Below are 22,150 nucleotides of genomic sequence, written 5' to 3'. Positions count from 1 at the left end.
TTTGGTTTATTTACAATTCTCCGATGTAAGGCATTGACTTACTAAACGGAACAAATTCAACACGGTAAGGAGTATTGGCACACATCATACTCCACAATACATCACCGTTTTTACTGGTCAGCATCACTTGGTTTTGTTTAGAAACGCAGGTTAAAATAGTATGGTCGTTAATCAAATAGGCACTGCCCATTCTATCCGTAAAATTTCCTTCCTGTAATTGTGTGCGTAATTTCAGAGATGCCTGTTTGGACGCTTCATTTAAGTTAAAAACCAGTATCTGCGAACGTTTTTTACTTGTTCCGTTATCAAATAACATGAGGTTACCTTGGTTGTTGATGTGCACAGCATGTCCCTGATCAAACATAGCGCCCGGGGGTAATGCAAAATCACCTCCTTTTCCAAACTTCCACATCACCTTTTTACTTAAGGCATTAACCTTCCAGATTTGTCCATTATTATAAAACGAAATGATGTAATTCCCGTCGGCATCTATAAACAGACTATTGGCATGCATCCAATCTTTTGCTTCCTTTAGAATATTCTTTTCTTTTAAAGGATCAAGCACATCAAAAACACTCCAGCTCCATATCTTTTTTCCAGACTTATCTAACACTAAAATGCCATCTCCTTTAACAGAGTCTGCCTCCTTACCACCTACTGCCCTTAAATCGACAACTTTTTCGTCTGCGCACAGGGTAACGTATTGATTCTTTGCGTTCAGTAATATTTCGTGATGAATGGTTTTCTTAAAATCTTTTTCTCCCTTCATTAAATGAAAAATGGTATCACCTGTGAGCGATAATTCCAAAATTTCATTCCCATAACTTGTCGGGTAATTCATTGGGGCCAAAATGGAAAGAATGGTTTTATTCCGGGTAAAGTGAGCTACCTTAACTCCGGTATTTTTAAGTCTCTGGTACCATCGTAGATCTCCTCTATAGTCTATCATGCCAATAAAACCTGGAGTTTCCCGGTTATAAACCATCATGCTGCCTTGTTTGAATTCCACAGGCAGATCTCCCTGATTCTTATCGCTGACATGATACAGACCTAATACTCCATCAGGAATATCTTTGGTTGTAAAAGAATACACATCAGATTGAATCTTGTCTGCTCCTTTGCCCGATACAATGCGATACTGATAACCGGAATTAAATTTCAGATTGGTAAGGACTATTTTGAAGTCCGTTTTTTGAATAGAAACGGGGCTTGTAAACATTTCATTTTGTTTCCCCTTTATCCAGTACTCCACATAGGCGTCCACAGGTTTGGAACTGGAAAAATCAACAGAAACTCTCAAGGAGTTTTTATCTGCGGTTTCATTTAAGGAGATATGATTAAAAGTGCCGGTCGCACTGTTTAAACAGGCGACCGCACAGATTCCAATAACCATCAATCCAATAAAAAATAGCCTTGAAGGGTTTATTTTTAAATACATTTAGTATAAAATAAGCAGGATAAAGTCAAAAATTCTACCACAAAGGATTTTGTTTAATTTTATTATTGGTTTGCAGCTCAGATGCAGGAATTGGAAAAATGTAATTTCTAGGCTGCAGGTATTGAGCCCCTTGCTTATTTACCGCGATAAAATGGGTCTTTAAATCAGCTGGTGTATACCAACGCTTTAAATCCTGCCATCTATTTTGCTCAAAAAACATTTCCAACATTTTTTGATGGCTAATTTCATTCATCACACTCATCATATCAGGAAGATCAATTGCTGTTTTAGCCGTTAAACCTGCTCTTACTCTAATTCGGTTAACATCAGTAATTGCACTGGCCAAATCTCCATTTTGTGCTGCAGCTTCGGCGTGCATCAATAATACCTCTGCATAACGCATAATTACGTTGTTGGCGGTAGAAGGTGTAGCAGACCAATAGTTATCTGCACTGGCTACGCCACTCCAGCCATTAGTAAATTTATTAATCAAAAACTTGTTGGTTCCAGAGGTATCTAATAATGACGAAGGAGAGATTTTGGTCACATTAGCACGGGCTGAGGCCCAAAGCTTATCAAAAGTTTGAGTGCCTCCATACCAGGTTACATCAGCTTCGCCAAAATTTGAGCGTTTCCATGATAAGGTATAATACATTCTTTTATCAAATTTAGTATCCGAACCGGCCGGTCTTTTCTCTAACATAAACTGATTAACAAAATAATTAGTTGGGATATATTTAAACCAACCGCCTCCGGCTGGAGGGCCTATTAACTGGGGCAGATAATTGTACATCCCTGCATTTGCATTTTCTGCACCCCAGGGGTTATATGGGTCTCCATATGGGCCATAAACCCACTGAAAGACAGCTTCTTTGTTAAATTCATTCTTAGCAGTGAAATTGTCTGAAAATTCAGGAACTAAATCGTAATTATATGGACTTGCATTTAACAATGCTAATGTAGTTTGAGCTTTTTGATAATCTTTGATATACAAATAAGTCTTTCCCAGGTAAGCAATGGCCGCTCCACTGGTTGCTCTTCCTAAATCTGCACTAGGCCTGGAGTCTGGCAATCCATTCCTGGCATCGGTGAAATCAAGAACCACCTGATCGTAAACCTGTTTTACCGGGGTACTTGGAACAAATTGATCTTCTGCTGTTTTTGCCGAAGTAATGATCAGCGGAACATCTCCAAAATTTGAGGCCAGGGTAAAGTAGCAAAGCCCACGCAGAAATTTGGTCTCCGCGATATAGGCCTTTTTCTTATCGTCGGATATTGGAACCTTATCGATATTGGCCAATACCAAATTAGCACGATAAATAGATTTATACAGCGCTGCAAAAGTAGATGATGCGTCTGAATTTGTAGCATCATTTGTGAATAAAGCTATATTCGTCGTAGCCGCTTCTCCTCCAGGAAATGTAAGTACATCATCGCCTAAGGAATTGATGTTCTGGATACCCGTAAATGCACCCCAATAGCCATATAAAGGTTGTCGCATAGGACTATAAACTGAGGCTACCGCAGAAATGACATCTGCTTCGGTTTTCCAGAACTGGGTTTCGGTAATTTGATTTGGATTTGTTGTCTGAAGAAAATCTTTTTTACAACCATATATCGTAAACAATGCAAGCGGAACGGCTATTGCTATTGTTTTAATTATATTTTTATTCATAATTCCTTTAATTATTCAGTTAAAAAGATACGTTTAAGCCTAAGGAAACAATTCGTTGAAGTGGATATGCTCCACTGTCGTAACCTCTGGAAAGTGGACTACCGCCATTTCCTAGATCCGGGTTATACCCTTTATATTTCGAAAATGTAAATAAATTTTGACCCGATACATAGGCTCTTATTTTTGAAACGTTTAATCGTTTCGCAATACTTTCGGCTAAGGTATACCCTAATTCAAACCGCTTTATCCTTACGTAGGCACCATTCTCCAACCAACGATCGCTATTTCCGCGAGAGTTTAAATTTGGGTCGGCAAGCGTAAATCTTGGGAAATTCGAAGTGCTATTTTGAGGTGTCCAGGCGTCTAAAACTGAAGTAGACAAATTGGTATATGCCGTCATTTGCTCTGTCCAGATTCGGCCTCCATTATAGATCTTATTTCCAAAAACCGCCTGTACCAATACATTCACATCAAAATTTCTCCATACCAGACTACCTGTTAGTCCGGTTTCAAAGGTTGGAATAGGACTTCCGGTATATTGCTGATCATTATTATCAATTTTACCATCATTATTGAAGTCAATAAATTTCAGGTCTCCTGGTTGTGCATTAGGCTGTATTTTCTGGCCATTTGCGCCCTTATAACTGTCAATCTCTGCTTGTGTTTTAAAAACACCCGCCGTTTTGATCAAGAAGAAACTTCCCAGCGGATACCCAACCATAGCTCTTTCGATATCGCCAAATTGCTGGTTACCACTTCCTATCGTAATCGCGGTCATTCTGTTCCGGATCGAAGTCATATTCCACCCTACTTTATAACTAAGTTCGCCAGCAGTACCTGAGTAATCTAAAGCCAGCTCTATCCCTTTATTATTTACTGTACCGGCATTAACTGTTGGTGTACCATTGATACCTGCACTTGGTGGTATTGGAACGGCAAGCAATACGCCGCTTGATGTTTTACTAAACCAGTCAAACACCAACGAAAGTCGGCCGTTTAAGAATGTAGCATCAAGACCAGCGTCTGCTGTCTTTGTTTGTTCCCATTTTAAATTCTGAGGTGAAGCAGTTCCGCTGGGAATAGATCCCAGTATCATTCCGCCGTTGGTCAGAAAGTTCAGGTTATTGGTAATTCCGTTAATGGTAGAATAGTTTGGAATCTGATCGTTTCCTAACAGACCATAACTGCCTCTGATTTTCAAGGAATTCATAAATGCGGAAATTCCTGAGTTGCCATAAAATTTTTCATTGCTGATGTTCCAGCCTGCAGATACCGATGGAAACACACCATACTGATAACCTGATGGAAATATAGACGATCCGTCTCTACGAATCGATGCACTGATCAGGTACCTTGTATCATAGGAATAAGAAATCCTTCCAATAAGGGATTCTCTTCTGGTAGACGACGATCCGCCTCCTACCGACTGCCCGGATGTGGCTGCCGACAGAGAATAAATCCCGTTTGGAATGTTATTTCCTCTTGCATTAAAAGAATTGGTTGTATCCTTTTGAGCAGTAAAACCCGCAAGTAACGAAATATTATGCAGGCCGAGCTTTTTGTCATAACTCAGGGTATGTTCTAATAACCACGAGTCTGAAACGCCACTATTTTGAGACAGTGTTGGTAAGGCAAGTATTACATTCCCATCGTTATAGGCATAACTATAGTTATTGCCAAAGCCTCTGTTTTCTGATAGTGCCGCATTGACTTTATATTTTAACTGATCAATCAGTCTAACCTCGGCAAAGATATCTGCAGTTACTGAGCTGTTATTGTTTCTAAAATCATTGGCATTCAAAATGGCTACAGGATTTGAAAGGTTCTTCATGCCGGTGGTAATCCCCCCCCAACCACCTGGTTGGTTTGCAGGATTATATACCGGAACAGTTGGAGGTACAATCAATGCACTTAATATATTGCTATGAGATTGATCTCCTCCCGGAGGAAGGGTTCGGCCACCGCTCCTGTTGTAGATAAATGTCTCTCCAATTTTTATCCGGCCCTTTTCGTATACCGATTTTGCTCTGAAATTAGCGCTGTTGAAATCGGTTTTCTCAATAGTACCTTTTTGGTTCAAATAACTACCAGATAAGCTATACAACAAGTGTTCGGAGCCTCCTGTAACATCTGCATTAACCTTGTAAACCGGGGCAGATCTGAAAATTTCATCTTGCCAATTCGTATTCGTGCCATTATATGCTGGAAAGTGTCCGCCTTGTGCGTTGAACAGATTGGTCCACTGCTCTCCATTAAGTACGTTCATGCGCTTAGCAATCGACTGGTTGCTATAGACTGCATTGAGTTGAATTTTTGGTTCAGAATTTTTCCTGCCCAATTTTGTTGTGACTAAAATAACTCCTCCTGCAGCTCTCGATCCGTAAATACTTGCGGCAGCAGCGTCTTTTAAGATTTCAATATTTTGTATGTCAGAAGGGTTTATTCCGTCTAAACTACCAAAAGGCATTCCATCTATAACCACCAACGGACCATTGGAGCCAAGAGTTCCCGAACCTCGGATTGTAATAGATGATCCCGCGCCAGGTGCACCATTACTGGATTCAACCGACACTCCCGCAACACGTCCCTGAAGTGCATCTGTTACGTTGTTAGAAGCATTGGCGCTGATTTCATTTACATTTACAGATGCCATGGAACTCGTAATTTCCCTCTTATTTTTTGTTCCATACCCTACTACAACGACTTCATTTAAGTCGCGCAGCTGAGGCTTAAGACGAATGGTCATAAAAGTGCCTTCCTCAACCTTTATCCGCATCACTTCATATCCCACATAAGAAACCAATAAAACGGCATCCTTGCTGGGAACTTCGATTTGAAATTCGCCATTGGTGTTGGTGGTCGCCGTCTCTCCGGTACCCTCCACCTTTACAGAAGCTCCGGGTAGTGAGGTTCCGCTTTCATCTGTAACTTTACCTTTTATGGATACCTTTTGTCTCATCATCTCCGACAGGGAAAGCAATGTTCTTGTTTTAATAACAACGGTCTTATCTACAATAGAATAAGCCAATGGTTGATTTAGGAAGCACCTGTTCAATGCATCTTCAACAGATACATCCCTGACGTTAATATTTATAGGATTTGCCTTTCTGATTAAAGCCGTATTGCCAATGAAATAATAGCTGGTTTGGCTTCTGATTTTCCTGATAATGGTTTCCAGCGATGCATTTTTTTCGCTTAGGGAGATCTTTTGCGCTTTTGTGGAAGCACTTACCTGAAGTAAGCACGTGATTAATATGAGAATGGTTAGCCTCATTATACGTATTATTTGTCCAGAGTTCCAAGCAAGCGGCTTCCTAAATCTGGATTGATCGTAAAATTTCATACATTTGGTTGTTTGGTTGATAATTGATGAGTTGTATTGCTTAATTTATCATGGTATATCCAAACATTGGTCAGGGGTGTTCCCGCATCCCTGACTTGTTTAAACTACCGTTAGGTTTGTAAATATTATGGCATAACGATAATCTTCCTCCCTTCTATTTTAAAATGAACATTTCCGGTTGATTCCAATACTTTCAATAGAGATGATATATTCTTCGATCGTTCTACTACACCTAAGAAAGATACATCACGCTGTTTACCTTCAAATTCATAATCAACGTCATACCACCTGGATACTCTTAGCATGATGCTTTCCAGTTTTTCGTCGTTAAATACGAAATAGCCGTTTTTCCATGCAACGGCATCTTCTATGTTAACTGGCATAACTTTAATCTCCTTTGTCCTTCTATTGGTTTGACCCTGTTCGCCAGGAACCAGGATTTTCTCATGAGCTTGAGCAATTAGCTTAACCGAACCTTCCAGCAAGGTGGTCTTTGTTGTTGTTTCATCGGCATAACTGCAAATGTTAAAGTGAGTTCCCAATACTTCTACTTCCTGATTTTCAGTATGCACTACAAATGGCATCCGTTTATTCTTAGTAACCTGAAAATAAGCCTCGCCATGAAGTTCTACCAGACGCTTTTCCCCTTTAAAAGCAGAAGGAAACTTAAGCGAAGAGGCTGCGTTGAGCCATACATGAGTTCCATCAGGTAATATGACCTGGTACTGCCCTCCACGTGGTGTGCTAATGGTGTTGGAGATGTCTTTTCCTGTTTGTGTTCCGGAATTTTCAGCTAAAGAATTCGCTTTATAAATAAGGATACCACTAGCACCTTTAATGATCGGGCCGCCCTTTTGGTGGGCTAGTTGATCAAGGGTCGAATCGTTTAAGACTATAGGTTCAGCACCCGCTAATGTAAGAACTGCTTTATTTCCACCAGGCGGAATATCATGTTTATGGTAAGCTATATTTGTAACGGCCGGCAAGCCTTTTGGCTTAATGAAAATTATTCCTGCGGTTAGCATCAGTAAAAATACTGCAGCCGCAGCGATCCATAATTTGTACCCGGAACTTTTTTGATGTTTACCTATTTGAGTATGAATACCAACTAGTATTTCCTGTTCGATATCTGTAGTCCACTTCTCTTTTTTTCCTTTCCTTTCTAAAGAAATTAAAATGTCATCTTCCAGCAGATCATCAAAACATCCCGTTTTTGCCATTTTCTGCAATTCACGCCATTCTTTCTCAGAAATAACATCTTCTTTAAAATATTGTAAGAGTGTATAAAAACGGCTATTGTTCATTATTGTAATCGTATTTTAACTAAAGACGATTGACAAAAACAAATGGCCCAACTCATCAGAAAATAATTTAAATAATCAAACTACCATCTGCAACAGCATACAAAACCGACTAAATAGAATCAGACGGTATGATGACTTCATAACAGTTAAAAAGCAAGATATATAATAATGAAAAGAGGAAGCGTTAACACGATATAAATTTGAGACTTGAGGTACTCTCGTACACTTTTGCGGCTCAGTTCCAAATGACGTTTTACTGTTAATCTGGAAATGTTCATTTTTACAGCGGTTTCTGCATAACTGAGCTCTTCTTCATTGATCAAAAGCCAGGCTTCCTTTTGTTGTGGAGGTAACTGTGCAATTGCATCTTTCAATAGTCTGTCATATTCTATTTGTTCAATTTTTTCGTCGGTGGTATTTACGGGATTATTTTCCCTCAATATAAATTCTGCAAAAAAATTAGTCTCCAGGGTTACCTTTTTAAAATGATCAAGGGTTAAATTTCTGGCAATAATAAAAAGATAGTCTTTCAAACTCCTTACATCTTTTAATTTGTGGCGATTGTTCCAAAACTTGACATACACTTGTTGCACAAGCTCAATAGCAATATGCTCATTTTTCACATAGGACATCACTGCATTAAAAATGTTTCTATTGGTCTGATAATACATTTGGTTGAATGCCCGTTCATCTCCGGCAAAAATCCGCTCTAATAATAGGCTGTCTTCATCAGCATTATGCTCATCCAGCCGTTTCTTTTTACTCATGGTTTTTGTTGATCATTTCATGAAAAATGGATGGCTTTAAGATAACCTGGTCAATTAGCTTAGATAAATACAAGCATAAACTTAGATATTTTAGACTCGGAAAAGTTATGCTATATTGCTCAATATCGATGCTTTTTTTGCTGTCGGTATAAATCTGATAAAGCGTCTTTAAGGAAGACTATTCTATTGAGTCAGATAGGACGTCTGTAACGAAAATGATCAAAATACACTATCAAAGCAGGATTTTAAGCCGGTATATAACCTCCCGATTCTTCGCAATAGAACTGATAAAGTCATCCTAATTTCAGTCTTTTCTTTTTTATTATTAAAATAAAAACTACAAAATCCATAGATTTTATTTTTTTAATGAAAAAGAGTGCTATCTTCGCATAACTAAATAACAATCTACAACTTAGATACAAATGAAAACAGACTTACATTTTATGAAAATGAAAAGAAAAACATCTGAAAAAGGAATGCTCTTCCTTTTAGACTGTTGCTGTTGTTGTTGATTTAGTTCGAAAATCGCCTTGCAAAATTAAGGCACCTGCAAATCCAATAGTTTGAGATAGAACTGGACGTTAAAACATCCATGTGGCTTTGCTTTGCAATTTTTTTACGAGCTCATTAATACAAATCAGAACAATAAACCAAACATTAATAATTATATTCCAAATGAAAAAAAAATTACTTCTTATCCTTTCACTTATACTTACGGCAAACTATGTTTTTGCCCAGGATGCGATAACAGGTGTCATAAAGGGTAGCAACGGCGCGCCAATACCACACGCTACAGTAGTGATCAGAGGCACCAAGATTTCTGCAATTGCAGATAACGACGGAAAGTTCATTATCCACTCCAAGCAAGACCTTCCATTTTACCTTCAGGTCAGTTCAATTGGTTACAAGCCTCAGGATTTCCAGATTTTAAAACTCCAGGATACCCCTTTTGAATTGGTTTTGATTGAAAGTTCACAACTAGATGAGATTGTGGTCACTTCAAGGAGACGTTCAGAGGTACTGCAAGATGTGCCTATCGCCATTACCGTTATCGGTGGGCAGGCTGCAGAAAATGCAGGAGCTTTTAATGTTAACCGCTTAAAAGAACTGGTCCCTTCGGTACAGTTGTATGCTTCAAACGCCAGAAATACCACACTTAACATCCGGGGTTTAGGCTCTACGTTCGGGTTAACCAATGATGGTATTGATCCGGGTGTTGGCTTTTATGTAGATGGGGTTTACCAGGCGCGTCCGGCAGCTACTTCTACAGATTTTCTTGATATTGAGCAAATTGAAATCCTTAGAGGACCTCAGGGAACTTTATTTGGTAAGAATACTACTGCAGGTGCATTTAACATCACTACAGCTAAACCTACTCAAATTCCAACCGGAAAAGTAGAATTGAGTTTTGGAAATTATAATTTTATTCAGGCTAAAACCTCGGTTTCCGGAAGCGTCGCAAAAAATCTTGCAGCCAGGTTATCCATCTCCGGTACTCAGCGCGACGGTACCATCTGGAACACCAAAGAAGAACGCAAATATAGCGGTCAAAACAACCTGGGTTTTAAAGGTCAGTTGTATTACACGCCTTCAGATAAGCTGCAGGTATTGTTAAGTGGTGATGTCAGTATTCAGCATCCTGCCGGTTATCCGCTGGTGATTGCAGGTGTGGCTACAACTGAAAGGAGTGCCTATCGCCAGTATGCCAAAATCGTTTCTGATTTAGGTTATCAGCAGCCTAAAATAGATCCTTTTTCCAGAGAGATCAATACCAATACACCATGGAGACACAATCAGTCCATTGGGGGTGTATCCGTAAATGTGGATTATAAAATCGGCAACGGAACGTTAACCTCTACTACGGCCTGGAGATTCTGGAACTGGGATCCTACAAACGACAGGGATTTCTCTGAATTATCTGCATTGACCAAATCTCAGGGAAACTCACGTCATGATCAATATTCTCAGGAGGTTCGCTACGCCGGTAATCTGACCGAAAAAGTAAGCGGTGTAATTGGTGTGTTTTTTCTTGGACAGAATTTAAAAGGATTAGACCAAACGGAAGAGGTTGGCAAAGATCAGTGGAGATTTGTACAAACCAGCAATACGGGTTCTCAAGCCTTGTACTCAACGCCTGGTTTACTAGATGGCTACGGCATCAAGACCAATTCAACCATTAAATCTTTAAGTGCTGCTGTGTTTGCTCAGGTAGACTGGGAGTTTCTGAACCATCTGCATATTTTACCTGGTTTGCGATATACTTATGATAAGAAGGATGTAGATTATAACAGGGTAACCTATGGAGGTCTGCAAACTACAGATGCGGCATTGCTTGCACTGAAAGCCGCTGTTTATAACAACCAGCAATTCTCAACCAATGTAGACAACAATAATTTGTCTGGAAACATCACCTTATCTTATCGCCCTAACCCCAGCTTAAATGCTTATGGAACTTTCTCTACAGCTTATAAACCAGTTGGTGTTAATGTAGGGGGCCTTCCAACTACTTCTACCGGAGCAGCAGATTTGTCTTTGGCTGTAGTAAAACCAGAATATGTTCAACATTATGAATTGGGCGTTAAAACCAGACCTTTTAAAGGTGCATTGGTTAATGTTAGTGCTTTTAATACGGATATTAAAGATTATCAGACCAATGTTCAATCGCCGCAATTGGGTGTAAACAGAGGTTATCTTGCCAATGCAGAAAAGGTAAATGTAAAAGGTTTAGAGGTTGATGGAACTTATCAATTGGAAAGGTTCTTCACGCTAAATGCTGCCCTGGCCTATCTGGATGGTAAATATGTAAAGTTCACAAATGCTCCGTTGCCACTTGAAGAAACTGGCCATACAGAACAGGTTAATGGCGTGGCTACGCAGGTAGCATTTAAAGATGCTTCAGGAGGCCGTTTACCTGGTATATCTAAATGGAATATTTCTGGTGGTGCAGAATTTAGTGTTCCGGGTAATTTGGCAACTAAAGCGGGTAGATATTTTATTGCCGGCGATGCAAGTTACCGCTCAGAATATTCTTCAAACCCGACACCTTCGAGCGTATTAAATGTTGATGGCTATTCATTATTTAATGCCAGGCTAGGTTTTAAATCAGATAAATTCTCTGCATTTATTTGGAGCAGAAATGTTACAAATAAAAATTATTATGAACAATTGCAGGCTGCCGCGGGTAATTCTGGCCTATATGCTGGTGTACTTGGTGATCCAAGGACTTACGGAGCTACCCTGCGTTATTCATTCTAACATTATTCTGTGGGGGGGAGACTAAACCTTTTCATTTCAATAGGGTCTTATCATTAACACATAAAAACCTATAATATGAAAACAATTAAGTATCTATTTCTTTTGCTGGCAGTAGCTGTTAGCTTTAGTTCATGTATCGTTGCCGAACGTGGAGGCAGACCTCACCATCACAGACATTATTATGGTTATTAAACCAATTATCTTTATTAACATAAAAGAGGGTGCCCTTGGGTACCCTCTTTTATGTTAATAGCAGAACTTATAGAATTAGATCTTTATGTGGCAGGGTAAAATAAAACGTAGAGCCCTTTCCCTCTTCACTTTCTACCCATATCTGGCCATCATGGCGCTTAATAATTTCCGCACTCAGGTATAACCCGATACCAAATCCGGAGATGGTTTTAAATTTTCTGCTTTCTACCCGGTAAAAGCGATCAAACAACAAACCGATATCATCCTTTGGGATACCGATCCCCTCATCCCTAACGCTCACTAAAGTTTCTCCATTCACTTCCTTGCAGAGCACTTCTACAATTTTGCCCTGAGGAGAATATTTGATGGCGTTACCTATTAGATTATTAATGACCTGCCCAATCTTTTCCCGGTCTGCAAAAACCATAACTTCCTGGCTGTCTCCAGTCGAAATGTTATGCGTCCGGTCTGTAAGTGTAATTTCTTCTATGACTTCGGCAATCAGTTCATTCAAGGAAAATTGCTGCTTTTCCAGGTTGATTTTACCAGCCTCCAGACGTGACAAGTCTAAAAAGCTCTTGATCATGTTGTTCATCTTATTGACCTGCCCGTCAGCTTTGCTTAGCGAATTCGTAGCCTGAATATCTCCACTTGCCTTTGCCTTGGAACTCAATAACTGAACATAGGCTTTTAATGAAGTAAGCGGAGTTTTCAATTCATGGCTCACCATGGCAATAAAATCATTCTTTCTGATTTCATCCTGTTTGTGTTCTGTGATGTCCAGCAGAATTCCTGAAAACCGAACGGGAACTCCTTCTTTATCTCTGTAAATTCTTCCTGTTGCCCTCATCCAGCGCAATTGCTGATCATAGTGGCCCTTAATCGAAAACTCCAGATCGAAATGCTCGCCTTTAATGACGGAAGATTGGATGGCTTTCTGCACCACTTCCCTGTACTCCTCAGTCACCTGTGCAATAACCGTATCATAGGTCATTTCTTCATTAGACTTATAGCCAAAGAGTTCCTTTAATCTTGGAGAAACCGTTAAGCGTTTACTGAGCGGGTCGTAATGCCATGTTCCCAGGTTAGCAGACTCAATTGCAATTCTAAGCATCTCCTCTGCACGTTCAACTTTGTGCCTGCTTTCTACTCTTGCTGTAATATCTTCAGCACCAACAATAACACCATACACACGCCCTTCAGCATCAATCATCGGATCATAAAAGAAACTCACATATTTCTTTCCAATTCCGTTGGCGGTATTAAAATAGAATACCTCTTCTTCCTGCCCATAGGGCTCTCCTGTTTCATAAACAGTTTTCAGATATTCAAGGAAAGGCTGCCCGACCAATTCCGGGAGGATCTGCAACAGCGGTAAGCCAATGACCTCCTCCTTCTTTTTGTTCCATAAATCCAATAACCGCTGATTGGCTATTTCGGCAATCCAGTCTTTCCCCTTTAATACCAGTAATGAATAATGTGCATTCATCACAACACTTCTGAAGCTCGATACGCTCTCTTCGAGTTTCTGTTTTACCAATACCAAAGGGGTAACCTCGGTAGCAATCATCATAATGCCTGTAGTCTGTCCTTTTTTATCTTTAATGGGCTGGTAGGCATAATTAAAATAAGCTGTTTCCAGCTTCCCCTTGCGTAAAATAAAAGCTTTGGCTTCATTCCCTACCATAGCTTCTCCCCAGGTATAGACATCCTCCAGCAGTCTTAAAAAGGGCTGTCCTTCTAATTCTGGCAAGGCAACAGCCATAGGCATATTTAATACGGATTTGTTCTTTCCCCACAGTTCGAGCATTCGGGTATTTGCAGACTCAATAATCAGTTCCTTTCCCTTGAGAATCCCCATGCCCACAGGCGCCTGTTCAATCAGCTCCATAAAATAATTTCGGTTAGCCCGTTCATTTGCATACCTGATTTCCTGATCAATATCCTTAACAGTATACAACAGGTATTCTACGCCCCCTTGATGATCAACTACGGGAGAAATGTGAATGGATATATATATACTTTTGGAATGATTGGAGGGCGTAAGGAGAAAAGGACTGATCTCTGCTTCAGATTTATACATCAGTACCCTTTCCAGTACCTCCAGTATATTGGAAGGAAACAGGTCTTTTTCGACATCAAATATATCCTTTCCAATAAGAGCTTCTCTATTTAATCCAGTTATTTTGAGGTAATTATCACCAGCTACATAGATGCTAAATGACAATTTTTCCTTTTTAAGGACTAAACCAACATGCGTTTTCTGAAGAAAAGCTTTAAATAAATCATCATTTTGGTGATCCATTAATTATATGTTCTACAACGGTTTTCAATTCATCAACATCGAATGGTTTTTCTAAAAAAGCATTATTGCCTACATTTTCGTTGCTGTAAATAAACTTAGGAAATGCCGACAGTAATAACACTGGAATCTGTTTATGTTTTTCACTACTTTTAATGAGTTTACAAAGCTCTCCACCATTAACTCCATTCAAATTGTAATCTAGGATAACAATGGTTGGGCGATGCTTCTCTACCAATTCCAAAATGTCATCAGTTTCCTCATAGAAGAACACCTCTTCACCATTATCTGAGAAAATCTCTTTAAAGATGTCCTCCATTTCCAGATCGTTCTCTACAATTAATATCCGCTTCTCCATTTTTTTTCAGATATAGATGATTAACCGCCTGCAAACCAAAGAGCCTTCAGGTTCAGCTAAAAGAAGAACAAAGAAACTGCAAAAAAGTTTTCGGGCAGACTATCTTATTTCTATGCCTGCATTGGAATAATCGCTTAAATTCACCAGTTTAGGATCAACTTCCGTAACAATGACGTTAAGCAGATTGGCAGCGCAGATGTAAAAGGATTCTGAAGTATTGAGCTTATCGGAAGTAGACAACGCGACAATATATTTCGAAGTTTCTACCATTGCTTTCTTAATTTGGCTGTCTTCATAGTCTACTCCTGTAACTCCATAATTCAAATCGATACTGCATACGCCCAAAAAACAAATATCAGCTCTGATACTTCTCAAAGTCTGGATGGTTTCATATCCGGTAGTAGAAAAACTGGTCTTATTTAACCTTCCTCCGATAAACAATACTTCAATTTTTGGATGATCCTCCAGAACTGAGGCTACAGGGAAACTGTTGGTGACTACAGTGAGTTGCATGTCTTTTGGCAAATTTGCAACAGCTGCAAGTGTAGATGTGCCAGAATCGACAAGCAAAACCATGTTAGGCTTAATAAATTCCAAGGCCTTGGCAGCGATGATTTTTTTATGTTCGACATCAACATTTTGTCTGTCTCGGTAATGCATAGGAATGGGAGAGTGATGTATCGCACCCCCTCTGACCGCCCGTAAAAGCCCCTGATCTGACAATTCTTTAATATCCCGCCTTACGGTATCCTCAGATACATTCAGAATTTCACTGAGCTGATCTAACAATACTTTTTTATCCTTCGCTACATATTCAAGGATTAAATTTTGTCTTTCTGCCTTAATCATTCTGCAAATATAAAGATTTATTATTTGCAATATGTTGCAATATTAAATAAATATATTGCATATATTTGCAATATGAAAACAAAAAAACCAAGCATAGCTATCGATATGGATGGCGTAATAGCCGACACAGAATCTCATTTCATTACCTGGTATCGTAAAGATTATGGGGTACAGATCAACCGGGAAGATCTGATTGGAAAACCGGAATCAGAAGCTTTTCCAGACAAACAAGCCGTATGGAAATTTGTAAATTCTCCAGGTTTTTTCCGCACGCTACCGGTCATGCCAGGCGCAATAGAAACTGTAAAAGAATTAATGAATGACTTTGAGGTCTATATTGTATCTGCAGCAATGGAATTTCCGCAATCTCTTTTTGAAAAACACCAGTGGCTACAAGAACATTTTCCATTTATTTCATGGAAAAACATCGTGCTTTGCGGAGACAAGAGCATCATCGATACGGATTATATGATTGATGACCATTTCAAAAACCTGGATTTCTGTAAAGGAAAAGCCATCTTATTCCACGCTGCACATAATGCAACAACAGACCGTCATCAAAGGGTACACAGTTGGGAAGAAGTGAAGACCTTATTAAAAAAGGAATTGGAATTAAATGTTACTTAAGCACATTTCCTTTTAAAAACTCCCAATTCATACGGGCTATATTCAGGACAGAAATTCCTTGAGGGCATTCTACTTCGCAAGCTTCTGTATTGGAACAATGCCCAAAATCTTCAGCATCCATCTGCGCCACCATTGTCAATGCCCGCTTACGCGCTTCTTGTTGCCCCTGAGGCAGTTTTGCTAAATGCGAAATCTTAGCAGAGGTAAATAAAGCCGCACTCGAGTTCTTACAGGTAGCCACGCATGCACCACAGCCGATACAAGCTGCAGAATCAAATGCAGATTCGGCAATTTCATGGGTGATCGGGATGCTGTTGGCTTCAGGTGCCTGCCCTGTATTGACGGAAACAAAACCTCCAGCCCCGATAATCCGGTCAAAGGCAGAGCGGTCTACCTTAAGATCTCTTTTTATAGGAAATCCTTCGGCCCGGAAAGGCTCTATATAAATGGTATCTCCATCTTTAAACGATCTCATATGAAGCTGACAAGTCGTGGTGTTTTTTAACGGTCCGTGTGCTCTGCCATTAATCATTACTCCACATTGTCCGCAAATGCCTTCCCTGCAATCGTGATCAAATTCAACCGGGTGCTCGCCGCTGAGAACCAGTTTCTCGTTCAGCGTATCCATCATTTCCAGAAAGGACATATGCGGGATCACGTTATCCATCTCGTAATCCACCAGCTTACCGTTACTTTTAGCATCCTTTTGACGCCATATTTTTAAAAAAATCTTCATTAGGCTATGGTTTTATTTATAACTCCGAACCGTTAAGGCTACATTTTCAAAGGTCAAGGGCTCTGGCACGAGCGCTGGCTCCTGATCAAACCCTCTCCAATCCCAGGCAGATACAAAGCAGAACTTCTCATCATTACGAAGCGCCTCCCCTTCTGGTGTCTGGTATTCTTCCCTGAAATGCGCCCCACAAGACTCTTCCCGGGTTAGAGCATCGTAACACATCAGTTCAGCAACTTCCAGATAGTCAGCCACCCGGCCAGCTTTCTCCAGTTCACCATTCATTTCTTGAGGTGTACCTGGTACGGCCAGATGTAAATAAAAATCTGCTCTAAGTTTTTTGATTTCTGTTATGGCAAAACTTAGCCCTTCCTGGTTCCGGGACAATCCACAATAATCATAGAGAAGTTTACCTAATTTCTTATGATAATAATCTGCTGTTTTATCTCCCTTGATGGCGACAAGCCTGGCCAGTAATTCTTTCGCTTTCTGCTCTGCTTCTATAAATTCCATACTGTCTGCAGGCACTGGTCCGGTTTTAATTTCATCTGCCAGGTAATTCGAAACCGTATATGGTGCTACAAAATATCCATCTACACAAGCCTGGAGCAAGGAATTGGCTCCAAGCCTGTTCGCTCCGTGATCTGCGAAATTGGCTTCCCCCAAGGCAAACAAGCCCGGAATGGTTGTCATCAACTCGTAATCTACCCAAAGCCCGCCCATAGAAAAATGCGCTGCCGGAGAAATCATCATAGGTTCTTTATAGGCATCAATATCTGTAATTTTCCGGTACATACTAAACAGGTTGCCATACTTCTCTTTGATCTTGGCCTCTCCCTGTTCTTTGAGTGCCTTGGAAAAATCCAGGTAAACGGCATTCTTCTGTGCGCCAATTCCATATCCTGCATCAATCCTTTCCTTTGCAGCCCTTGATGAAATATCACGTGGTGCCAGATTACCAAAGGCAGGATACCTGCGTTCCAGATAATAGTCTCTTTCTGTTTCTGGAATATCATTTGGTTTGCGCGCATCATCCTTTTTTAACGGCACCCAAATCCGGCCGTCGTTCCTCAAAGACTCAGACATTAAGGTCAGTTTACTTTGATACGCTCCAGATTGCGGAAGGGAGGTTGGATGAATCTGTGTCCAGCTTGGGCTTGCCATTAAGGCCCCTTTTTTGTGTGCCCTCCAAATGGCGGATGCGTTACAACCCATAGCTAAGGTAGACAGGTAATAGATCTTACCAAAACCACCCGTAGCCAGAATAACTGCATGAGCACTATGTCTTTCAATCTCCCCTGTATCCAGGTTACGGACAATGATACCCCTGGCTTTTCCATCAACCACCACCAGGTCCAGCATCTCATGTCGGGTATACAAAGTAATTGCTTTTGCACTTACCTGTCTGATGAGTGCCTGGTAGGCGCCCAATAACAATTGTTGTCCGGTTTGCCCGCGGGAGTAAAATGTTCTGCTCACCTGTACTCCACCAAAAGAACGATTGTTCAGATATCCCCCATATTCCCGTCCAAATGGTACGCCTTGAGCAACAGCCTGATCAATTAAATGAAGAGAACATTCCGCAAGACGATACACATTTGCTTCTCTTGAACGGAAATCTCCACCCTTGATGGTATCATAAAACATCCGGTAAACGCTATCTCCATCGTTCTTATAATTTTTCGCCGCATTTACACCCCCTTGTGCAGCAACTGAATGCGCACGGCGGGCGGAATCCTGGAAGCAAAATGATTTCACTTTATAGCCCATTTCTGCCAATGAAGCTGCTGCAGAACTACCGGCAAGACCGGTTCCTACCACTATGATATCCAGTTTTTTACGGTTAGCTGGATTAACCAGCTTTGCATGGTCTTTATAATAATTCCATTTATCCTTTAAAGGACCTGGCGGGATTTTCGCATTTAATTCCATAGCTAGTAATGAGTAAAATAAATGTATAGAGGTATAGCTGCAAAACCGAACGTTATGATATAGCTATACCAAGTACCAAAAACTCTGATAAAGGCAACGTAACGGGGATGATAAACACCTAAAGTGCGCGCTGCGCTGTAAAACCCATGCAACAAATGATAACCCAGGGCAAACATGGCCAAGACATAAAAAAGAACATACCAAAGGTCGCCATATGCCCGGATCACAATCTCGTAAAGATCTTTATTTCCCGCGGAGTCAACCGGTAAAGTGCCAAACTTATACTGGTACCAAAAATCTTTGAAATGGAAGACCAGGAAAATCAGGATCACAGTACCCAATATCCCCATATTCCTCGAATACCATTTACTCACCACCCCTCTCTTATCATACTCATATTTCCCCGCCTTTTTACGGTTAAACAAGGTAATTACCAAGGCATCAATAGAGTGAATAATAATTGAAGCATATAAAATATAAGATATTGCTTTAATAAAAATATTTCCCGATAGCAGCTCTGAATACCCATTAAAACTTTCCCTTGCTTGAGCTTCGGGCAAGAAAAGCTGGAAATTACCGGCTAAATGAATGACCAGGAAAAAGCATAAAAACAATCCGGTTAGTGCCATCAGGTATTTCCTGGACAGCGTAGATAGCGTTTCTTTTTTCATACGTTTCTGTTTAATAAATACCAATTGCTTTCCACCATAAACCACCTATCCCCATCCAGATCACCAGGAATACAATACTTAAAACAAATCCTTTTGACCACCAGCTCTTTACATCAACAAAACCACTACCAAAATAAACTGGTGCAGGGCCATGTCCATAATGGGTTAGTGTACCATAAATACCACCACAAAAGCCAAGGGAAAGTGCTAAAAGCATAGGCGGAATCCCCACAGAAATCCCCACACCCAGCAATGCTGCATACATAGACGCCACATGCGCAGTGGCACTGGCAAACATATAATGGCTATAGAAATAGACCAGAATGATAATTGGAAAGGCCATTGTCCAGCTCATCCCGCCAATCTGTGCTTTAACCAAACCGCTAAACCAAGGAATTAAACCCAAAGTGTTCAGTGCACTTCCCATCATCACCAAAGCTGAAAACCAAACAATGGTGTCCCAGGCACCTTTTTCACTTTTTACATCATCCCAGGTCAACACTTGTGACAGGAGCAAGAATACCAGACCAAGAAAAGCGGTTGTTGTGGCGTCAATTTTAAAAATATCACCGGTAATCCATAAGATCAGCAACAGGATAAAAGCCGTTAGCATTAACCATTCATTGCGGCTTACAGGTCCCATTTCTTTTAGTTTTTCAGAAGCCATCTGGGTTGCACCACTGGTTTTTTTTAATTCCGGTGGATAGATCTTGTACAAGATATAAGGTATGGCAATTAAAGATATAATTCCTGGAATGATTGCTGCCCACATCCAGGACATCCAGGTGATGTCAATTCCAAGATCTTTTGCAAACTTCTGACACATCGGGTTACTTGCTGTTCCTGTAAGGAACATAGATGAGGTGATCAGATTGATATTGTAACAGTTCAGCGTTAGATAAGAGCCTAGTTTCCGGTGAGTTTCGGGTTTATCTGGCATAGAACCGAAGTTAATGGCCATAGACTTCATAATTGGGTAAATAATCCCTCCCCCCCTCGCTGTGTTACTAGGAATGGCCGGAGCAAGTACCAAATCTGCCAGACCTAAACCATAGCCCAGACCTAAAGAACTCCGCCCAAAAACCCGTATAAAAAGATAAGCGATGCGACTGCCCAGGCCGGTTTTAATAAAACCTCTTGCAATAAAGAAAGAAATCCCAATCAGCCAGATCACTTTATCACCAAAACTACTCAGCGCCATAGAAATGGACTTTCCCGGATTGCCTGGTGCTAACACACCAGTAACTGCAACTAAAGCGATCGCAATCATGGACATTGTTCCCATTGAAGCTGCTTTTAGGATAATTCCCAGGATGGTAGCAAGGAAAATGGCCAGTAAGTGCCAGGCCTCGGGTTTAACACCTTCCGGAACTGGAATAAACCAAATAATTACCCCAAAAGCCAGGGTCACCAACATCATTTTGTAATTAATTTCTTTCATAAAAGGTAGTTTAAATAAGCGATTAAAAACGAGCCTGAACCTGGCAAATCAATCTGTTTCCATTATATTGAGCAGTTCCTGGTATATTATTCTGGTAACGATCTATAAGATAACCTGCCTGCACCCTAATGGCATAGGATTGCGCAAAAGATGCACTTACCATAGGGACATAACTGTTCCTGGCGTTCCCTTCTCGTTTAAAATCTGAGTCCAGATACTCATATCTAAAAGCAAATTCAATAGACTTTAAACGCGTATTCCGAATCTTACGCACCAAATTGGGCAATACATAAACACCCCTCATCTGATAATTGCCAATAGAAGTTGGATTGGCTGCTGCAAAGAACATCTGGCTGTTAATTCCTTGTTTATATTCTGAAACCAATTCAAAACTCCAATCTTCATTCAAGGGCTTTTTATAGTCTACATCAAATCCATACGCCCAGATTTCTTTACGGGTATTGCTCCCATAACCACCGTTCAAACCAAGCAGCAAGTTCTTATCAAATTCCATCACCACTCTGGCAGGAACAATCTTACCGTTATCATTATCAACCTGGTTCCTGTTATTGCCATTAAAAACACCTATAGAATAAGTGAAAGGCACAGGACCATTTTTAACTGCTCCTGAAAAAGACCCTCCTAGCTGGAAACTCTGCCAGCTGTTGGCTCCAAAAAGATAGTACTGGTTGGAGTAGTCAATAGACCTTACAAAATCTACTGGATAGTTGTCTTCCTGTCCAAACTGAGGGCGAAATTGACCAACCTGAAAATTAACGTAATCATTTACACTGTATTTGATAAATGCATTTTCCAGGACTTTGTTTTGGGGGTTTCCGCTGAAATCTCCAAAATTAACCAGAATGACAGCATTGATTCTGTCATTCACTGCTGCATTCAACTGCATCCTGGCACGTTTTACCAAAAAGGAATTTCCAGAAAATTGCTCCCCTGGTGCATGGTTTACGCCGTTAATATCATTGTCCTTTGTAAAAGAATAAATGTACTGCGTTTGCAGCATACCTGAAAAGGTAATTTTTGTAACTGGAAGGTTAATACTAATGGTCTTTTTTGTACTATCTGCCGGGTCATTCTGGCCCCAAAGCAGCGTTGGGAAAGCCAGACAGAAAAGTAAAGCAAAAAAGGTTTTTTTGGATTTTTTGTTAAAGGGATAGATGTTCTTCATGCAGCTGAGAGTTAGGTTACACCAGGTAATCGTTAAGCACTTTGTCACAAAATAACCAATTTTATATCATAAAAAAA

The 22,150-nt window shown here is 40.3% G+C and carries 15 protein-coding genes; 2 read left to right on the top strand and 13 right to left on the bottom strand.

Going from position 1 to position 22,150, the window contains the following annotated elements; translation table 11 throughout:
- Positions 1-10 precede the first annotated feature (10 nt).
- The 5 genes from R2S08_RS08190 to R2S08_RS08170 form a co-directional block, all read right to left on the bottom strand.
- A complete protein-coding gene (locus tag R2S08_RS08190; protein WP_316834703.1) occupies positions 11-1,438 on the bottom strand; it encodes an aryl-sulfate sulfotransferase in 1,428 nt (475 codons plus the stop codon).
- A gap of 34 nt (positions 1,439-1,472) precedes the next feature.
- A complete protein-coding gene (locus R2S08_RS08185) occupies positions 1,473-3,113 on the bottom strand; it encodes a RagB/SusD family nutrient uptake outer membrane protein (protein ID WP_316834702.1) in 1,641 nt (546 codons plus the stop codon).
- A 19-nt stretch (positions 3,114-3,132) separates the two neighbouring features.
- Positions 3,133-6,387, bottom strand: coding sequence for a TonB-dependent receptor (locus tag R2S08_RS08180; protein ID WP_316834701.1), 3,255 nt, complete (start codon positions 6,385-6,387; stop codon positions 3,133-3,135).
- Between the two features lie 194 nt (positions 6,388-6,581).
- Positions 6,582-7,760: a FecR family protein gene (locus R2S08_RS08175; RefSeq protein WP_316834700.1), complete on the bottom strand. Its 1,179-nt coding sequence runs from the start codon at positions 7,758-7,760 to the stop codon at positions 6,582-6,584.
- Between the two features lie 146 nt (positions 7,761-7,906).
- A complete protein-coding gene (locus tag R2S08_RS08170; protein WP_316834699.1) occupies positions 7,907-8,527 on the bottom strand; it encodes an RNA polymerase sigma factor in 621 nt (206 codons plus the stop codon).
- Between the two features lie 675 nt (positions 8,528-9,202).
- Here R2S08_RS08170 and R2S08_RS08165 point away from each other — a divergent pair.
- Positions 9,203-11,782: a TonB-dependent receptor gene (locus R2S08_RS08165; protein WP_316834698.1), complete on the top strand. Its 2,580-nt coding sequence runs from the start codon at positions 9,203-9,205 to the stop codon at positions 11,780-11,782.
- Positions 11,783-12,041: 259 nt separating this feature from the next.
- On the opposite strand, the gene R2S08_RS08160 is transcribed toward R2S08_RS08165, so the two are convergent.
- The 3 genes from R2S08_RS08160 to R2S08_RS08150 form a co-directional block, all read right to left on the bottom strand.
- A complete protein-coding gene (locus R2S08_RS08160) occupies positions 12,042-14,279 on the bottom strand; it encodes a PAS domain S-box protein (RefSeq protein WP_316834697.1) in 2,238 nt (745 codons plus the stop codon).
- Positions 14,263-14,634 (bottom strand): two-component system response regulator, encoded by a 372-nt coding sequence (locus R2S08_RS08155; protein ID WP_316834696.1) that lies wholly within the window; start codon positions 14,632-14,634, stop codon positions 14,263-14,265. The genes R2S08_RS08160 and R2S08_RS08155 overlap by 17 nt, the downstream gene beginning before the upstream one ends.
- 99 nt (positions 14,635-14,733) lie before the next feature.
- On the bottom strand, positions 14,734-15,483 hold the full coding sequence (locus tag R2S08_RS08150) for a DeoR/GlpR family DNA-binding transcription regulator (protein WP_316834695.1): 750 nt from the start codon (positions 15,481-15,483) through the stop codon (positions 14,734-14,736).
- Between the two features lie 72 nt (positions 15,484-15,555).
- Here R2S08_RS08150 and R2S08_RS08145 point away from each other — a divergent pair, with 72 nt between their 5' ends.
- Positions 15,556-16,110, top strand: coding sequence for a 5' nucleotidase, NT5C type (locus R2S08_RS08145; protein WP_316834694.1), 555 nt, complete (start codon positions 15,556-15,558; stop codon positions 16,108-16,110).
- Here the strand turns inward: R2S08_RS08145 and R2S08_RS08140 are convergent.
- From R2S08_RS08140 to R2S08_RS08120, 5 genes are read right to left on the bottom strand one after another with little or no spacing between them, the layout of a single operon-like run.
- Positions 16,103-16,846 carry a succinate dehydrogenase/fumarate reductase iron-sulfur subunit gene (locus R2S08_RS08140; protein ID WP_133783995.1) on the bottom strand — a complete coding sequence of 248 codons (744 nt, stop codon included), beginning with the start codon at positions 16,844-16,846 and terminating at the stop codon, positions 16,103-16,105. The two genes, R2S08_RS08145 and R2S08_RS08140, sit on opposite strands and share 8 nt — an antisense overlap.
- A gap of 12 nt (positions 16,847-16,858) precedes the next feature.
- A complete protein-coding gene (locus R2S08_RS08135) occupies positions 16,859-18,775 on the bottom strand; it encodes a fumarate reductase/succinate dehydrogenase flavoprotein subunit (protein WP_316834693.1) in 1,917 nt (638 codons plus the stop codon).
- Between the two features lie 2 nt (positions 18,776-18,777).
- A complete protein-coding gene (locus R2S08_RS08130) occupies positions 18,778-19,446 on the bottom strand; it encodes a succinate dehydrogenase cytochrome b subunit (protein ID WP_316834692.1) in 669 nt (222 codons plus the stop codon).
- 10 nt (positions 19,447-19,456) lie between these two features.
- Positions 19,457-20,887, bottom strand: coding sequence for an anion permease (locus R2S08_RS08125; protein ID WP_316834691.1), 1,431 nt, complete (start codon positions 20,885-20,887; stop codon positions 19,457-19,459).
- A gap of 22 nt (positions 20,888-20,909) precedes the next feature.
- Positions 20,910-22,073 carry a porin gene (locus R2S08_RS08120; protein WP_316834690.1) on the bottom strand — a complete coding sequence of 388 codons (1,164 nt, stop codon included), beginning with the start codon at positions 22,071-22,073 and terminating at the stop codon, positions 20,910-20,912.
- Between the last annotated feature and the right edge of the window lie 77 nt (positions 22,074-22,150).

It is taken from the genome of Pedobacter nutrimenti (assembly GCF_032678445.1).
GTDB lineage: Bacteria > Bacteroidota > Bacteroidia > Sphingobacteriales > Sphingobacteriaceae > Pedobacter > Pedobacter nutrimenti_A.
The sequence above is the reverse complement of the archived record's forward strand: the minus strand, read 5'-3'. Positions and strand labels throughout refer to the sequence as shown.

Excerpts from the sequence above, each read along its gene's own strand:
- R2S08_RS08125 (WP_316834691.1), bottom strand. The coding sequence starts at position 20,887 with ATGAAAGAAATTAATTACAAAATGATGTTGGTGACCCTGGCTTTTGGG.
- R2S08_RS08160 (WP_316834697.1), bottom strand. The coding sequence starts at position 14,279 with ATGGATCACCAAAATGATGATTTATTTAAAGCTTTTCTTCAGAAAACG.
- R2S08_RS08190 (WP_316834703.1), bottom strand. The coding sequence starts at position 1,438 with ATGTATTTAAAAATAAACCCTTCAAGGCTATTTTTTATTGGATTGATG.
- R2S08_RS08155 (WP_316834696.1), bottom strand. The coding sequence starts at position 14,634 with ATGGAGAAGCGGATATTAATTGTAGAGAACGATCTGGAAATGGAGGAC.
- R2S08_RS08165 (WP_316834698.1), top strand. The coding sequence starts at position 9,203 with ATGAAAAAAAAATTACTTCTTATCCTTTCACTTATACTTACGGCAAAC.
- R2S08_RS08140 (WP_133783995.1), bottom strand. The coding sequence starts at position 16,846 with ATGAAGATTTTTTTAAAAATATGGCGTCAAAAGGATGCTAAAAGTAAC.
- R2S08_RS08150 (WP_316834695.1), bottom strand. The coding sequence starts at position 15,483 with ATGATTAAGGCAGAAAGACAAAATTTAATCCTTGAATATGTAGCGAAG.
- R2S08_RS08120 (WP_316834690.1), bottom strand. The coding sequence starts at position 22,073 with ATGAAGAACATCTATCCCTTTAACAAAAAATCCAAAAAAACCTTTTTT.
- R2S08_RS08130 (WP_316834692.1), bottom strand. The coding sequence starts at position 19,446 with ATGAAAAAAGAAACGCTATCTACGCTGTCCAGGAAATACCTGATGGCA.
- R2S08_RS08180 (WP_316834701.1), bottom strand. The coding sequence starts at position 6,387 with ATGAGGCTAACCATTCTCATATTAATCACGTGCTTACTTCAGGTAAGT.
- R2S08_RS08170 (WP_316834699.1), bottom strand. The coding sequence starts at position 8,527 with ATGAGTAAAAAGAAACGGCTGGATGAGCATAATGCTGATGAAGACAGC.
- R2S08_RS08145 (WP_316834694.1), top strand. The coding sequence starts at position 15,556 with ATGAAAACAAAAAAACCAAGCATAGCTATCGATATGGATGGCGTAATA.
- R2S08_RS08135 (WP_316834693.1), bottom strand. The coding sequence starts at position 18,775 with ATGGAATTAAATGCGAAAATCCCGCCAGGTCCTTTAAAGGATAAATGG.
- R2S08_RS08175 (WP_316834700.1), bottom strand. The coding sequence starts at position 7,760 with ATGAACAATAGCCGTTTTTATACACTCTTACAATATTTTAAAGAAGAT.
- R2S08_RS08185 (WP_316834702.1), bottom strand. The coding sequence starts at position 3,113 with ATGAATAAAAATATAATTAAAACAATAGCAATAGCCGTTCCGCTTGCA.